The 15,227-nt window shown below is 54.4% G+C and carries 13 protein-coding genes; 7 read left to right on the plus strand and 6 right to left on the minus strand.

The window, feature by feature from the left end:
- Positions 1–83: 83 nt before the first annotated feature.
- From fdhF to EHV15_RS18365, 4 genes are all read left to right on the plus strand, one after another.
- A complete protein-coding gene (gene fdhF, locus EHV15_RS18350) occupies positions 84–2,219 on the plus strand; it encodes a formate dehydrogenase subunit alpha (protein WP_128632468.1) in 2,136 nt (711 codons plus the stop codon).
- An 80-nt stretch (positions 2,220–2,299) separates the two neighbouring features.
- Positions 2,300–2,998 (plus strand): 4Fe-4S dicluster domain-containing protein, encoded by a 699-nt coding sequence (locus EHV15_RS18355; RefSeq protein WP_246061671.1) that lies wholly within the window; start codon positions 2,300–2,302, stop codon positions 2,996–2,998.
- A 36-nt stretch (positions 2,999–3,034) separates the two neighbouring features.
- Entirely contained in the window at positions 3,035–4,546 is a 1,512-nt protein-coding gene (locus EHV15_RS18360; protein ID WP_128632470.1) for a [FeFe] hydrogenase, group A, read from the plus strand.
- A gap of 37 nt (positions 4,547–4,583) precedes the next feature.
- Positions 4,584–5,165, plus strand: a complete 582-nt coding sequence (locus EHV15_RS18365) for a 4Fe-4S dicluster domain-containing protein (protein ID WP_128632471.1) — start codon at positions 4,584–4,586, stop codon at positions 5,163–5,165.
- 332 nt (positions 5,166–5,497) lie between these two features.
- Here EHV15_RS18365 and hydG read toward each other — a convergent pair whose 3' ends face one another.
- The 3 genes from hydG to fdhD all read right to left on the minus strand — a co-directional run bounded on the left by hydG (position 5,498) and on the right by fdhD (position 8,929).
- Complete coding sequence (hydG, locus tag EHV15_RS18370) at positions 5,498–6,913, minus strand: [FeFe] hydrogenase H-cluster radical SAM maturase HydG (RefSeq protein ID WP_128632472.1); 1,416 nt, start codon at positions 6,911–6,913, stop codon at positions 5,498–5,500.
- 85 nt (positions 6,914–6,998) lie between these two features.
- Positions 6,999–8,030 carry a [FeFe] hydrogenase H-cluster radical SAM maturase HydE gene (gene hydE, locus EHV15_RS18375; RefSeq protein WP_128635418.1) on the minus strand — a complete coding sequence of 344 codons (1,032 nt, stop codon included), beginning with the start codon at positions 8,028–8,030 and terminating at the stop codon, positions 6,999–7,001.
- Positions 8,031–8,110: 80 nt separating this feature from the next.
- Positions 8,111–8,929, minus strand: coding sequence for a formate dehydrogenase accessory sulfurtransferase FdhD (gene fdhD, locus EHV15_RS18380; RefSeq protein WP_128632473.1), 819 nt, complete (start codon positions 8,927–8,929; stop codon positions 8,111–8,113).
- 252 nt (positions 8,930–9,181) lie between these two features.
- On the opposite strand from fdhD, the gene EHV15_RS18385 reads away from it, so the two are divergent.
- The 3 genes from EHV15_RS18385 to EHV15_RS18395 all read left to right on the plus strand — a co-directional run bounded on the left by EHV15_RS18385 (position 9,182) and on the right by EHV15_RS18395 (position 12,514).
- Positions 9,182–10,285 (plus strand): GIY-YIG nuclease family protein, encoded by a 1,104-nt coding sequence (locus tag EHV15_RS18385; protein WP_128632474.1) that lies wholly within the window; start codon positions 9,182–9,184, stop codon positions 10,283–10,285.
- A 155-nt stretch (positions 10,286–10,440) separates the two neighbouring features.
- Positions 10,441–11,019: an RNA polymerase sigma factor gene (locus EHV15_RS18390; protein ID WP_178075883.1), complete on the plus strand. Its 579-nt coding sequence runs from the start codon at positions 10,441–10,443 to the stop codon at positions 11,017–11,019.
- Positions 11,000–12,514 (plus strand): hypothetical protein, encoded by a 1,515-nt coding sequence (locus EHV15_RS18395; RefSeq protein WP_128632475.1) that lies wholly within the window; start codon positions 11,000–11,002, stop codon positions 12,512–12,514. The genes EHV15_RS18390 and EHV15_RS18395 overlap by 20 nt, the downstream gene beginning before the upstream one ends.
- A 334-nt stretch (positions 12,515–12,848) precedes the next feature.
- Here EHV15_RS18395 and ant(6) read toward each other — a convergent pair whose 3' ends face one another.
- The 3 genes from ant(6) to sleB form a co-directional block, all read right to left on the minus strand.
- Positions 12,849–13,712 carry an aminoglycoside 6-adenylyltransferase gene (gene ant(6), locus EHV15_RS18400; protein ID WP_128632476.1) on the minus strand — a complete coding sequence of 288 codons (864 nt, stop codon included), beginning with the start codon at positions 13,710–13,712 and terminating at the stop codon, positions 12,849–12,851.
- Positions 13,713–13,784: 72 nt separating this feature from the next.
- On the minus strand, positions 13,785–14,399 hold the full coding sequence (locus EHV15_RS18405) for a class I SAM-dependent methyltransferase (protein ID WP_128632477.1): 615 nt from the start codon (positions 14,397–14,399) through the stop codon (positions 13,785–13,787).
- 173 nt (positions 14,400–14,572) lie between these two features.
- Positions 14,573–15,187 carry a spore cortex-lytic enzyme gene (gene sleB / locus EHV15_RS18410; RefSeq protein WP_128635420.1) on the minus strand — a complete coding sequence of 205 codons (615 nt, stop codon included), beginning with the start codon at positions 15,185–15,187 and terminating at the stop codon, positions 14,573–14,575.
- Between the last annotated feature and the right edge of the window lie 40 nt (positions 15,188–15,227).

Here is a 15,227-nt window from a genome sequence, read left to right on the forward strand (position 1 = left end):
GGTGTGACAAGCGCGCCTTTGTATTGGCTTTTTTGTTTAATCACACTTGTGCAAAAATTCACAAAAGAGGTGGCGTTAGAGCAATGGGAAACAAAGTGCTTACGGTTTGCCCGTATTGCGGGAGCGGTTGTCAGCTGTATTTAAAGGTGGAGGACGGGCAGGTGGTTGGCGCCGAACCTGCGAACGGGCGAACCAACGAAGGCAAGTTATGCCTGAAGGGGCATTATGGCTGGGATTTTTTGAACGATCCGCAGCTTTTGACGGCACGGCTGCGCAAGCCGATGATCCGCAAGGAGGGGCAGCTAAGGGAGGTTCCCTGGGAGGAGGCGATCCGGTTTACGGCTGAGCGTCTTGCGGCCATTAAAGAGAAGTACGGACCCGACGCGATAATGGGGACCGGGTCAGCCCGGGGGCCGGGCAATGAAGCGAATTATGTAATGCAAAAATTTATGCGCGCCTGCATCGGCACCAACAACATCGACCATTGCGCCAGGGTATGCCACGGCCCGTCGGTAGCGGGGCTGAGCTATTCGCTGGGCGACGGGGCGATGTCCAATTCGATTCCGGAGATCGAGGAAGCGAGCCTTGTGCTGGTTTTTGGCTACAACGCGGCGGATACTCATCCGATCGTTGCCAGAAGAATCGTTAACGCCAAGCAAAAAGGAGCGACCGTGATCGTCGTGGACCCGCGCAAAACGGAATCGGCGCGCATCGCCGATTTATGGCTGCCGCTCAAAGGCGGAACCAACATGGCCCTGGTCAACGCGTTTGGGCATGTGCTGGTGCACGAGGGTTTATACGACCGGGACTATGTCTCCCGTTACGTGGAAGGCTTCGACGAGTATGCGGAGGGGATCAAAAAATATTCCCCGGAATACGCCGCGGCGATTGCCGGTGTCGATCCCGCCGACATTCGCCGGGCGATGCGGGAGTATGCGCGGGCGGATAAGGCGGTCATTTTGTACGGGATGGGAGTCTGCCAGTTCTCACAGGCAGTGGACGTCGTGAAAGGACTGGCTTCCCTGGCCCTGCTGACCGGAAATTTCGGGCGGCGCGGCGTAGGGATCGGGCCGGTGCGCGGACAGAACAATGTCCAAGGGTCGTGCGATATGGGCGCTTTGCCGAATGTTTACCCGGGATATCAGCCGGTGACCGACAAGAAGATCAGACAAAAATTCGAGAAAGCATGGGGCGTGAGTCTGCCGGATAAAGTCGGCCTCCATTTGACGGAGGTGCCCCGGCTGGTGCTTAAGGAAAAGAAGCTGAAAGCTTATTATATTTTCGGCGAAGATCCGGTGCAAAGCGACCCGAACGCGGCCGAGCTGCGCGAAGCGCTGGATGAGATGGAGCTGGTGATCGTGCAGGACATCTTCATGAACAAGACAGCGCTGCACGCGGATGTTGTCCTGCCGGCCACCTCCTGGGGCGAGCATGACGGAGTGTATTCCTCGGCGGACCGCGGTTTTCAGCGGATTCGCAAGGCGGTGGAGCCGCAGGGCGAAGCCAAGCCGGATTGGCAAATTATTTGTGAAGTGGCCACGGCGATGGGTTATCCGATGTCTTACCGCAATACGGAGGAAATTTGGGATGAAATGCGCAGTTTGTGCCCGAAATTTGCCGGCGCCAGTTACCGGAAGATGGAGGAGCAGGGAAGCGTGCAGTGGCCTTGTCCGTCCGACGATCATCCTGGGACTCCATTCCTGTACGAAGGCAACCGCTTCAGCACGCCCAACGGCAAAGGACGGTTGTTCGCCTGCGAATGGCGGGCTCCCCAGGAACTGCCGGATGCGGACTACCCGCTCACTTTGTCCACGGTGCGCGAAGTAGGACATTATTCGGTGCGCACGATGACCGGAAACTGCCGCGCGCTCAGCCGGCTGTCCGATGAACCGGGTTTTATCCAAATCAGCCTGGAGGACGGGGCGGCGCTTCAGGTGCGCGACGGGGAACTGGTGTGGGTGATGTCCCGGCGCGGGCGGGTCGTGTCCAGGGCGCAGATCAGCGACCGGGTCAAGCCCGGAGCCACGTACATGACCTACCATTACTGGATCGGGGCATGCAATGAGCTGACCGGCGATTTCCTGGACCCGGTATCCAAAACGCCGGAGTATAAATTCTGCGCCATTCGGCTTGAGCGGATCGCCGATCAGGAACGGGCCGAGCAGGAGGTCCGGCAGCAATATGAGGAGCTCCGCAAGCAGATGCACGTCACGGTATAAGCGTGCAAGTTAAGCGTGCAAGCGCGGGCTATGCGATGAAACGCGGCCGGCGCGTGCATTTTTGGAAAGGAGAGAAGCATATGGGCACCGGGAAAATGGAGACGAACCCATTCGTCATAGCGGACGCCGGCAAATGCATCGGCTGCAAAGCCTGCGAGCTGGCCTGCTTTGCGGTGCATAACCGGAAAAACGGAGTGAGCGCCGCCATCGGGACGATTACCGTTCCGGTAATCCCGCGGTTATACGTAACGAAGACGGGGCGCTCCGCGGCGCCGGTGCAATGCCGGCATTGCGAAAACGCGCCTTGCGCGGCGGCTTGCCCGGTAGGGGCGATCCGCCAGGAAAACGGCGTCATCCTGATCGAAGAGGAGCGCTGCATCGGCTGCAAGGCCTGTGCGCTGGCTTGTCCGTTTGGAGCGATCGCGCTGGTCAAATCGTACTCGCATAGCCGGGAAGTATTGCAGAGCGGACTTTCGGAGCATACCGAACACGGCGCGGAACGCAAACCAAGGCTGGTCGCCAGCAAATGCGACCTGTGCCAAAGCTGCGCGCCGCTGCATACATGGGCCGAGGTGGCGGACCAAACGCAGGACGGCGCCATGGAGGCGGGAGCGGCGGAATCGCGGCCTGCAGGCCGGTCGTTGGGGTCCGAGCCTGCGGACGCCGCAGCGTCTCCCGCTTGCGTCGACGCCTGTCCGGTCGGCGCATTGTCCCTGGTAACGGGGAAGCCGGAGCGGACAGTGCGCCCATTTCCGGATTTAAAGGCAGTTCCGCTTTAATAAGCAAACCAAATGAATGGCAAAGAAGGTAGAGTTATGCCAAGTTCCAGCTATGATGATCCAATTATTCATATCGATGAACAATTATGCACCGGCTGCAGGCGGTGCGCCTCCGTTTGTCCGGTCGGTGCGATTCTTGGAGACGCGGGCAGCCCCCAGACGATCGACGCCGACCGCTGCGTGATTTGCGGGCAATGTGTGCAGGTGTGCACTGCGTTTGCCGCAGACTATACCGAAGATTACGCCGCCGAATCGAGCGGGGATCCGGCGGGTAGCGGCCTTGCCGGCGGGTTCGAGAAGCGGGAGCGGCTGGCGGAGAAGCGTACGCTCCGGGGAATGCCCGCCAGTGTGCGGGAGCCGCTGTTTGCCGCTTATTCCACCGGGCACGCGCTTGAGGTCCGGCAAATGCTGGGCCGTCCGGGGCTGCACAAGGTCGTGCAATGCGCACCGGCTATCCGCGTGTCGCTGGCAGAGGAGTTCGGCTTTCCGCTGGGGACGCTGACGCCGGGCAAAATGGCGGCCGCGCTGCGGCGGCTTGGGTTCGACAAAATTTACGATACGAACTTTGGCGCTGATTTAACGGTGATGGAGGAAGGGACGGAGCTGATCCGGCGGGTGCTGGACGGGGAACGGCTGCCGATGTTCACCTCCTGCTGCCCGGCCTGGGTGAAGCACGCCGAGACGGCGGCTCCGGAGCTGCTTGACCATTTATCCAGCTGCAAATCGCCGATGCAGATGGCCGGAGCTTTGATTAAAACCTACGGCGCGGAGCTGGCCGGAGTGAACCCGGCGGACATTTACAGCGTGGCGGTTATGCCCTGCACCTGCAAAAAATTTGAATGCGCCCGCCCGGAGCTGCAGGCCAGCGGATATCGCGACGTGGACGCGGTCATTACGACCCGTGAACTGGCCTATCTAATTAAGGACCAGGGGATCGATTTTGCCGGTTTGCCCGACGAACCGTTCGACACTCCGCTCGGGGAATATTCGGGCGCAGGCACGATTTTCGGCGTCACCGGCGGCGTCATGGAAGCCGCGATCCGCACCGGCTACGAGCTGCTGACGCAGCAGGAAATTCCCCGGCTGCAGCTCGACTTTGTGCGCGGCGAGGAAGGGATCCGCACCGCGGACGTGCAGGTCGGCGAGCTGGAGCTCAAAGTGGCGGTGGTCGCCGGACTGCAGCATGTCGGTCCCGTGCTGCAGGCGGTGGCGGACGGGACTTGCCCGTATCATTTCATCGAAGTGATGGCTTGCCCGGCGGGCTGCATCAGCGGCGGGGGACAGCCGAAGCTGTTGACGCAGCAAATGCGCGAGCTTGCTCACCGCGCCCGGAAAAGTGCGGTTTACCGGCATGACGCTGGGCTGTCTGTACGCAAAGCGCATGAAAACCCGGCGATTAAAAAAGTGTACGAAGATGTCTTGGGCGAGCCGCTGGGCAGCGTTTCGCACCATTTGCTGCATACCCATTTCCAGTCCCGGCGGAAGTCCGAGGAAGTAAGCCTTAAAGTTAATGCTTCCGCAGCGAGTTCTTGTTCGAAGTATAGCTAAGATGTAACACTCACAACAACTTTGAGGAGGTCAAACTATGAACAGCTTTGTGCTTGCCGAGCCCGATAAATGCATCGGCTGCCATACTTGCGAAGCGGCCTGCGCGGTGGCTCATTCGGACCAGGATTTTTTTCGGCAAACGCCCGAAGAAACGGAGTTCTACCCCAGGCTTACCGTTGTGAAGACGGGAAATATAACGGCCCCGGTGCAATGCCGGCATTGCGAGGATGCGCCATGCGCCAATGTGTGCCCAAACGGTTCGATCACCAGCAGCGGCGACGGTATTTGCATCAATCAGGACACCTGTATCGGCTGCAAAACCTGCATGTTGGCTTGCCCGTACGGAGCGATCGAGATGGTGCCGTTGTTTCGCGATGGAGAGAAACAGCTGCAAGCGGGATTGCGCTTTAACGTATACGGAACATGGATTCCCAAGGAAAAAATCGTGGCCAGCAAATGCGACCTGTGCGAGGGTACCTCCGGCGGGCCGGCATGCGTCAACGTCTGTCCGACCAATGCGCTGCAGCTCATCGTCCCCGCGCGCGTTCAGGAATCCGTCGCCGATAAACGCACGGCCACGGCTCAGGCTTTGCTGCTGTTTGGCGGGATCTCCCGTTAGTCATTCATGAAACAGTTGAAGCGGTGGTATTGGGATAGCGGTAAAAAAGGGCCCTATTCTTCGGAGTTACGGGCGTATCGGGAATTAGCGGAATATAATGGCCTTATTTTCGTCCGAAAGGTGATGAAGGCCGCTTCATGGGAAGTTTCCCAGGGGATAAAACCCAAAATTACCGCTATTTATGAAATTCATGACAGAAAGTTCGGAATAACGCCCTAAAATACCGCTATTTTTCCTGCACCTTTGCACCCTCCTATTCTTTCCTACTTTTACCTGGATCACCAAAAAAACGCCTGCGGAAGCGACACTTCCGCAGGCGTTTTTGCTGTGGTCTAAAATCTCAAATCCCTTTCGCCGTTACGAACGCGATCCAGGCGTTTCATCGTCAGCTTGCGCGTCGATTCGCGGGGGATGCGTTGGAGATTTTCCGCAATTGTCCGTTCTCCAAGCTCGCGCATTTCATCGTCCGCATAGTCCAGCAAATATTCCTGAAAGGTAAGCAGGGAGTTGGGCTGGCAGATGTTATGGATTTGTCCGGACTTGGCGAGCTGCATAAACCGGTCGCCCGTCCGGCCCTCGCGATAGCAGGCGGTGCAGTAGCTGGGGACGTAACCGTCCTGGCATAAGCACTTGATGATTTCCTGCGGTGAACGATGGTCACCAACCTGAAATTGCGGGTTGTCGTCCTTTCCCTTGTTGACCGCGTATCCGCCGACACCGGTGGCGGAACCCGCGCTGATTTGGGAGATGCCGAGTTTAATGATCTCATCCCGCAGCTCAGGGTCCTCGCGCGTGGACAGGATCATGCCGGTATAAGGGACCGCCAAGCGCAATACGGCCACCACTTTCATGAAATCCCGGTCGTTGACGAGGTAAGGGTAGTTGTCGAGATGCACATTTTCCGCCGCGCGCAGACGCGGAACGGAAATGGTGTGCGGACCGCAGCCGAAGGTTTCTTCCAAATGCTCGGCATGCTTCAGCATGGCGACCGTTTCGTAATGATAGTCGTAAAGACCGTAAAGCACGCCGATGCCAACATCGTCGATTCCGGCGCGCATGGCTCTGTCCATGGCGGTGGTGTGCCAGTCATAGTCTCTTTTGGGTCCGCGGGGATGGTAATGGAGGTAGCTGGGACGATGGTAGGTTTCCTGAAACAAAATATAAGTGCCGATGCCGGCTCCCGCGAGCAGGCGGTATTCCTCTTCCGTCGTGGCCGCGATGTTGATGTTGATCCGGCGGATGCTGCCGTTGCCCGTTTTGGTTGCGTAGGCGGTATTGATGCAATCGAGGATATAGTCGATGTCGCAGTAGCGGGAATCTTCGCCCGCCTCAATCACGATACGCTTGTGGCCTAGCGACTCCAGCACGCTCACTTCCTTGGCGATCTCCTCCATAGTCAGGCGATGGCGCTCAAATTCGGTATTGGAATGTTTGTATCCGCAGTAAACGCAGTGATTAACGCAGTAGTCGCTAACATAGAGCGGGGCGAACAACACGATCCGGTTGCCGTAAATCCGCTCTTTGATCTGTCTGGAAGCCGCGAACAACCGCTGCAGAATGTCATCGTCATCAACGTATAACAGAACGGCCGCTTCGAGGGCGGTCAGCCCCTTGCAGTCCATCGCTTTTTCCAAAATCGCCTCGACCGCGCCGTGGTCTTTTGCCGCCTCTTTTCCATAACCCAATGCCGCGGCAATCTCCTCATCCTGAATAAAACGGGCAGGTTCGCTTTCGGTAACTCGACTCAAAATGATCCACTCCTTTTGGAATATTTGTATAGAGGTAGTTCAAAAAGTCCGCTTTTGATCACGAAGTGAAGTTTTAGTAAAAATTTCAAATCGCGCCGGACAGCGATTTTAGGCTGTCGCCGCGGCCCATGTCGACCTCCAGGCCAACGGAAGTTATCCGCCGTTCCAGGCAAAAACGGCACTGCGCGGATTCGTCGCCCATGCAAATTTTGTTGTCGTAAAGCGCGTATTTAGGGCGTACGGTCAATGGCGACAAATTCGGCATGACCACGTTGGCTCCGGCTTTGAGCGCCATCTCCCGGCCGTAAGGATGGGCCGTTCCCATCGCGGTTGTGGCCGGAATCAGAGCGGCCGGGAGCAAAAGCCGGGTCAGAGCAATCATGTCGAGCGTCGCCTCCAGCGTTCCGGCAGGATAATCCTTAAGCGGCGTCGCATGGTGGGGCAGGAACGGGCCGATTCCGACCATATCGGGGTCAAGCCGTTTGAGATACAGCAGATCCCTGGCCAAATCCTCGGCGGTTTGACCCGGCAAACCGACCATGAACCCGGCTCCCACCTGATAGCCGATCCGCTGCAAAGCGTGAAGCCGGTCCCGCCGGTTCTCAAACGACATGGTCGGGTGCAGCTCCCGATAAAGGCGGGGAGAGGCGGTTTCGTGGCGCAGCAAAAACCGGTCGGCTCCGGCGGCATACAGGCGGGCGTAGGTCTCGTCGTCCCGTTCCCCGATCGACAGGGTGACCGCCGTGTCCGGGAACCGCCGTTTGATCCCGCTGACGAGGCGCACCAGCTTATCCGCCGTGTACCAGTCGTCTTCCCCGCTCTGCAGCACAAATGTACGATAGCCCAGTTCGTAGCCTTCCCGGCAGCAATCCGTAATTTCTTCCGGGGTCAGCCGATAGCGCTCCAGCGACCGGTTTGCGGAACGCAGTCCGCAATACAGGCAGTTTTGTTTACAGATGTTCGAAAATTCAATCAGGCCGCGTAAATACACTTTGGTTCCGTACATGCGGAGCCGTTTTTGGTGCGCAAGCGCGCGCAGCTGTGCCCGGGTCTCCGGATTCAGGTGGCGCAGAACGTCAAGCAGCTCCTGACGGTTTAAGGCGGCCTCGGCATACAGACGGTCCAATAACGTTCCGACTTGGGGTGAATGGATTCGACTCGTCGCGTTTTCCTCCAATCTTAAAGATGAATTCTAAATCAATGTAACAGCGATTCCGGGTCGCAGCCGCTGATCCGCTCCGGATGGGTGTATACGTTGCAGGAATGACCGCGGATGAAGCCGACCGTCGTAATCCCGAGATGTTCGGCGAGTTCCAGGGCCAGCGCCGTGGGGGCGGATTTGGACAACACGACCGCGCAGCCGATCTTCGCCGCCTTGAGCAGGATTTCCGAAGAGATCCGGCCGCTGAAGGCGATGATTTGCCCGTCCGGGCTCATGCCGTGCCTCAGGCGGTGGCCGTAAATTTTATCGAGCGCGTTATGGCGCCCGATGTCGCTGCGGGCGAGCAGGATCCCGCCGGCATCGCAAAGGGCCGCGCTGTGTACGCCTCCGGTGTGGCGAAACAATTCGGCCCCTCGCTGCAGCTCCTCCATAAGCCGAAAACAGTCGGCAAAACTGAGCTGCACCTGCCGGTCCAGCAAAACCTTGGCCGTCCGCGCGTCGTTGACGTACACAAACCCGTGCCGGCTCGCTCCGCAGCACGAGGTGACGTAACGTTTGGCGAACAGCTTGCGGTACAGGGGGTTCCACTCTTTTAACGTCACGTGAACGAAGCCGCCCGCCTCCTCCACCCACATTTCCCGGACATCGTCCATGCGTTCGATGATGCCTTCCGAAGCCAGGTAGCCGATCACCATGTCTTCGATGTATTCCGGTGTGCAGACGAGGGTCACGAATTCTTCGCGATTGATTTTGATCGTAACCGGCTGTTCGGATACGACGGCATCTTCCGCCGCAGTGACGGTCCCGTCGCGGTAACGTATAATGACTTCCGTGTGCTGGGGATTCCAGTTCATTTCACATCACCCTTGTTTTGATAGACATCTTGTTTATGGATGCAATAGAAAAATATTGAAAAATCTTACTTCTTACATGCTCCCACTTTGAAAGCAAAATTGTCAATCTAGTTTGTTACATTTTGCACAAATTAGCTCCGGGGACCGATATTATGAAGCAGCAGGGGGGCAGAGGACAGCCTCTTTGAAGAGTCCGGTTTTTATGGTAATTTCAAAGAGTCGAGACTGGTTAAGAGAGGGGGAAGCACGCAGATGAAGGACAAGCTTGGAAATCTGCCGTCATCGCCGGGAGTCTACTTGATGAAAGACGGGAACGGGGGAATTTTGTACGTCGGCAAGTCGAAAAATTTGCAGCAGCGGGTTCGGTCTTATTTTTATCCTTCCGCGCCCCATTCCAATAAAATCAAAAGGCTGGTCAATAACGTACGCGATTTGGAGATCAGGGTGACCGATACCGAATTCGAAGCGTTTATGCTGGAATGCCGGTTAATTCGCGAATGGAAGCCGGTATACAACAAAAAAATGAAAAACCCGCTCGCATATGTTTATATCACCATCCGGCCGGGGAACGGCTTCCGCCGCATTGAGGTCACCCATCATTCGGGCATTGGGGAGGCCGGGGCGGCGTGTTTCGGACCTTATACGGCCAGCAAAAATACCGTCCTGGAGGCGGTCCGGGGGATTCAGGAGTGCTTGCAAATCGCCTGTGCCCGATCTTCCATCAGTCAAACCCCTTGTTTGAATTATTCGCTTGGGTTATGCCGCGGCATGTGTCTCGGAGGCGAGGCGGTCCGGGAATACGAGCGGATTGTCGACCGCTTTATCGAGCTTCTGGCGGGGAGAGACCGGAGTTTATACGAGGCCATGGAACAAGAGATGGCGGCGGCTGCCGAACGGTATGATTTTGCGGCCGCGGCCAGGTACAGGGACTCGCTTCAAGCGGTGAACCTGCTGGTAAATAAGGAAGCCATGATTCATTTCACCGAGCAGAACCTTAGCCTCGCCATCGTTGAAGCCCTGGACGAACAGACAATCAAGCTGTTTCTGGTGAAGCGGAATCGCGTGCTTTTCAGTGAAAAATATCATGTTGCCGGCAGACCGCCTGAGCAGTTGCGGGCCGAGATCACGGAGGCGATCCTCGGCGGTTTCGGAGCGGAGAAGACGCTGCCGGCCAGCCCGCTGGCCCGCGACGAAATTGACGAAGCGCAGATCATCTACACCTATCTGCAGAGCAGCGCCTGCCGGCATCTGATCATTCCGGAGGAATGGATCGAAGCGCGGGACCGTTTGCGAATTGCCGATGGTTTGGACAACATTCTCCCACGTCCTTTGCCCCAAAAGTCTGCCGGCAGTTAACGGCTAACGAATTGCCCTAATTTTCTTATCCTGCACAGCGCCTTCTTTGGAGCCGATAAATCCAGAGGAGGCGTTATTCTTTTTTCTCCGAAAAATGAACCAGTGCCAAGCTGGCTGCGCCTATATATCGAGATCAACTTTAGGAAGTGATATTAATGCAAGAGGAACAAGCGTTGATGGAACGATGCAGGAACGGTGATCGGGAGGCGTTTTACAAGCTGGTCGAACCGCTGCTGGACCGGGTATACAGCGCATCCGCCGCGATACTGCGCTCGACGCATTTGGCGGAGGATGCCGTGCAGAACGCCATGATCGAGGCTTATAGGGCCATTATGAACGGAAAGGAAATCCGCAGTTTTGCCGGTTGGTTCAAGCACCTGTGCGCCATGAGAGCGATCGATCTGGCGAGGAAGCGTTCGCGGCTGAACAGAATGACCGAGGATCTGGAGCATTTGGAGCCTGTGGATCAGGGGGCGCAGCCAATCGAAGCCCTATTGAAAAAAGAGGAACAGCACAGACTGCTCTCCCAGGTGATGTCGCTGGACATTCAACATCGTTCGGTGATCCTGCTCTTTTACTATCAGGAAATGTCCATCGAGGAGATTTCGGCCGCGCTCGGTGTGAAGGAAGGAACGGTAAAATCCCGGCTGCACCGGGCACGGCACAAACTGCTCAAGCTTTATCAATCTACCGATAACAGGAAGGTGATGATGAATGTTGGATACAAAGATTGAAATGAACATGAAAAAGGAATTGCAGTGGTCGCTGAACCAGTTAACGGCCCCAGAGGCACTGAGGGATTTTGCCCGGAATATCGCGTTACATAGTGAGAGCAGCAAGGTGCATCCCCTTCCGAAAAAGAGAAAAGCATGGCTTACCGGGGTAGCCGCGGGAGCCGCCGCCGTTTCGATCTTGTTCATTTCGGCCGAGATCTCTCCGGCATTTGCCAGCATGCTTAAGCAAATCCCCGGCATTTCGGTCGCCGCCGACTGGCTGGACTCGATCCGCAGCCAGGACGGGGTCAAGAACGCCGCTGCTAATAAGTATACTCCCTTTGAACCAGTGGTTCAGCAGTTCGGAGATATGAAGGTAAGCCTGGCGGACGTCTATCTGACCAGCGATAAACTGATGTACAAAGCTTTTATTCAAACGGATGGAATCAAAGACCATCTTGCCAAAAATCCCGATGGCAGCTTGACACTCGACAGAACTGCCGACTTCTACGCTGTGCAGAATTCGGACTTCGAAGATATAAGCGGGGCGGGCAGCAGCGAAGACATTATTACTGACCAGGAAACGGGAGAGCCGATTTTGGTCATTTCCGAAATCATGGAACTGAACCCGGAGGAAGTCCAAGCGTTTCTGAAAGGAAATCCCGACACCTTGCATTTTACGATTTTTGTAGACCCAGAACCAAAACTCGGACAACGGGAAGGGGAACGGAATTATGCCATGAATGTGCCGTTTTCGTCTTCTCAATGGTTGGAAGACCGGATCATTCAGGGACAGCAGCGGATTGAAGTTGCGGGCGATCCGGATATTAGGGGCCTTGTACTGGAAAATATCAGGATCACACCGCTGAATACCTACGCTGAATTGCGGCTCGATAACAGTAGAGATTATTTGCTGGATATCGATTCGGCCGAAGATGCCATCAAACTGACGGATAACAACGGCAAGGTGTATCCGCTGGACTCCTACCGGCCGATTTCGGAATACCTGCCTTTGGATGAGAGATATCAGCCAGGCATGATCGAGCTGACGTTTAACTCCTCCCCGTTTTTTGACGAGACGGTGAAAAGCTTAACGCTTCATGTCAACGCTGTGGAGATATCGGACTGGACGGGAAGCGATACGTTTACGCTTGGCCTGAACGATGAACTGCCGAAGCCGATCCGTTTTAAAGGTAAGGAAATGACGATTACGGAAACGCGGTATGAAGACGGGTTGTTAAAGCTTAAGGTGCTGCAGAAAGCGGAAGACCGCATGAGCGTCCGTTTCGATATCCCTTCGTTGCGTCCCGATAAAGAGGAGTCTCCGGAGCTTTGGGAGGAGTACTACGGGGAGAAAGCGGACTTAAGGAAGGAACTGATCATTCCGTCCAAGGGGAAAGAGGAATACGAATTGTCCTTTTTGGTTCCCAAACAGGATACCTACGAAATTCGCATGATGCGGGAGACGGATCCCGTTCAGGTGGATAAGACGCTTGAGATTGAATTAGAGCCATGACGTAAACGGCCGGCCGAGACAATAGCGGTAAAAAAGGGCGTTATTTTTGCCAAGACAGGGAGGTTAGCTCAAGTAAAGGAATTTCTTACCGCTAATTTTGAGGGACGGGGAGAAAGAGGCACTTTTTTCCGAGCTTGGTCCCCAAATAAGACCGAAAAATTCTGCTATTTTGCGCGCTGAAAGCAACATTTCAACAATAGCGCCATAATTTACCGCTATATTTATAGATCACGTGTTCAGCAGGGGAGGCTGCGATTAAACCCGCGTATCGAAGCACCGCCGGAGCAAATTCTCCGGCGGTTTTCACTTGCCGAAAGGGCAGCGTGCAAAGCGTTTACCTCGTTTCCGCCAACGAATCATAAACCGCCCCGGTATACTTCGTGATCGCTTCATCATAATCCGGGTATGTAATCCTAAGGTTTTGCGCCACCGCTTTGGAGTATTTTCTAAACAGCTCATAACAAGTAAATAAAGAGCGCCACATTTCCGGATAGCCGGTTCCATCATAGGTTGACAGCAATGTTTCCCAATCTTCACGCGGAAGATAGCGGTTAATAAATTTATAGTTCTTCCCCACGCTAAACGTATACCCATGCACCGAGCCGATGTGCCAGGCCATCATCCGCAGCAAATTGGGCCGTGCGATTTCGTTCAAATGATCGATGGCAAACAGAATTTCTTGTCGCGCCAGCCCTTTAACGACATAGGTCGAAACCATCCAGAACTCGTTGCAGCAATCATCGAATTCCCTGGCGGCCGGCTTCTTAATCCAATACTGGCGGTCGCTTGCGGTCACTTCATTGTTGACGAGACGGTCTTTATCAAGCAATACCTGCACCAAACCGTCGCTTTCGGCGAAATAAAGCTCCAACTCTTTTACGGGAATCAGGGTCAAATCCAATTTATTGCCATCCTCAAAAAGAATGATGTAGGAGAACCAATTGCCCAGTTCCGGAGGAAAAAGCTCCATATCCTCGGGTTTCTGCATCATGATGCGCTTTCCAAAAACGCCGAGCCATTCATCGTTTTCCTTGAAAAAATCCATATCCGTAACAAAATAAGAAATGTCGTAATCCTGGAATGAATCGGGGGGAATGTTTACGTTGGTGCGCGATCCTTCCATAGTCACTAAGCGGATTCTATCCTCTTTCGCGGCGAAATCCAAAAACAAATTTCTCATTTCCTGCTCGCTTTTCAATGCACAGCCCCCCGTTCAGGCTTAGATCTTTTATTCTAAAAAATCTGAAGCCTATCTGTTTATTCGATATTGCTATATTTCATGTTGTTCTGTCAACATATGGGGATTGTGGGGGGTAGCGCTAAAAAAAATTTCGTTATACAGGAAACACTTTCTGAATTTTTCTAACACTTTACAATCATACCGCCCGTTTTTAAATAACTGGAGGTAATCATTTTCATTGCGAATGTAGTTTCCGTCGTCATAGCGGTTCATAAACCAGTTATTGAATTTGTTTTTTTGGCATAAATAAGGTTCAATAACGACCATGTTGCCGCCCGGCTTCAAAACTCTGCGGAACTCATACAAATAGTCGTTAATGAGCTCGTTTGGGATATGGTGAAGAACCGCGATAATCAATATGAGATCCACCGTTTGATCAGGCAGCGGGATTTGTTTTCCGTCAAATACGACAAAAGTGTGGTTTGGAAACAACCGTTTGGCAAAGCCGATTCTCCGGCTATCGAGATCGATACCGCAGTAATGCTCAGCCTGACTCATGGAACAGTTCGCCCCGGTTCCGCAGCCAAAATCAAGCACCATTTTATTCTCCAAGGAGAAGTGGTCTCGAATATGGTTGTGAATATATTTTTCGGTAAACCATCTGGGGCGTACGATGGAGTGATACAATCGCGGGGTCAAATACATGAAGCTGTACACACCTATCTTTTTTAATTTGCTGAACTAAGAAAAAGTGTTTCCGAGCCTAAGCTGAAATATGAATGTCAAAAATTTCTTAGGCCCCGATGCAAAAACAACGAAACTATGTAAAAAAGGACAGGCTGCAGCACTGCTGCATATCCTGTCCCAGTTTTACCGGATTAATCGGTGAATATATGATTGCCTATGGTAACGTTTTGCGGACGCGTCCAAATCCAGGCGCTTGTTGCAGTTTTCGGATTAAAATAAAACAGCGAGTTGTATGTCGGATCCCATCCGCGGACAGCATCCTGGGCGGCCAGATAAGACGTTTTGTCCGGCGTAAGCCAGAACTGGCCGTCATCTACGGCCGTAAACGCACCGCGCTGAAACACAACATCGCGTATATTGTCGGGAAACTTAGCGGATTGGATCCGATTCATGACGACGGCGCCGACAGCTACCTGACCCACGTAAGGTTCTCCCCTGGCTTCACTGTAGATCACTTTTGCCATAATGTCCATTTCGCTTTGATTCAGCGAGTATTTTTTGAGCGCTTGCCAGGTTTGCGAGCCTGCCTTCCCATCAACCTGGAGCCCGTAATTTCGCTGGAAGCTTTGCACCGCGTTTTTCGTGTAGGTTCCGTAATAGCCGGTTAGCTGCTGGTTAAACAAGCCAAGCGCCTTCAGCCGGTATTGCAGATCCCATACATCACCGCCCTTACTGCCCACTTGCAGTGTGCTGGCTGCGGCTTGCGTGGTTTCGCCGTAGAATCCTAATCCGAAGGTTATGACCATAACCAATATCAATCCCCGGAATATCTTCACTGCGGATCAC

Origin of the sequence: Paenibacillus oralis, assembly GCF_003863965.1 — a bacterium.
Lineage (GTDB): Bacteria > Bacillota > Bacilli > Paenibacillales > Paenibacillaceae > Fontibacillus > Fontibacillus oralis.

What these genes read in the sequence shown, in the direction of transcription:
- fdhF (WP_128632468.1), top strand. Translation starts at nt 84, where the DNA reads ATGGGAAACAAAGTGCTTACGGTTTGCCCGTATTGCGGGAGCGGTTGT.
- EHV15_RS18355 (WP_246061671.1), top strand. Translation starts at nt 2,300, where the DNA reads ATGGGCACCGGGAAAATGGAGACGAACCCATTCGTCATAGCGGACGCC.
- EHV15_RS18360 (WP_128632470.1), top strand. Translation starts at nt 3,035, where the DNA reads ATGCCAAGTTCCAGCTATGATGATCCAATTATTCATATCGATGAACAA.
- EHV15_RS18365 (WP_128632471.1), top strand. Translation starts at nt 4,584, where the DNA reads ATGAACAGCTTTGTGCTTGCCGAGCCCGATAAATGCATCGGCTGCCAT.
- fdhD (WP_128632473.1), bottom strand. Translation starts at nt 8,929, where the DNA reads ATGAACTGGAATCCCCAGCACACGGAAGTCATTATACGTTACCGCGAC.
- EHV15_RS18385 (WP_128632474.1), top strand. Translation starts at nt 9,182, where the DNA reads ATGAAGGACAAGCTTGGAAATCTGCCGTCATCGCCGGGAGTCTACTTG.
- EHV15_RS18390 (WP_178075883.1), top strand. Translation starts at nt 10,441, where the DNA reads ATGCAAGAGGAACAAGCGTTGATGGAACGATGCAGGAACGGTGATCGG.
- EHV15_RS18395 (WP_128632475.1), top strand. Translation starts at nt 11,000, where the DNA reads ATGTTGGATACAAAGATTGAAATGAACATGAAAAAGGAATTGCAGTGG.
- EHV15_RS18405 (WP_128632477.1), bottom strand. Translation starts at nt 14,399, where the DNA reads ATGTATTTGACCCCGCGATTGTATCACTCCATCGTACGCCCCAGATGG.
- sleB (WP_128635420.1), bottom strand. Translation starts at nt 15,187, where the DNA reads ATGGTCATAACCTTCGGATTAGGATTCTACGGCGAAACCACGCAAGCC.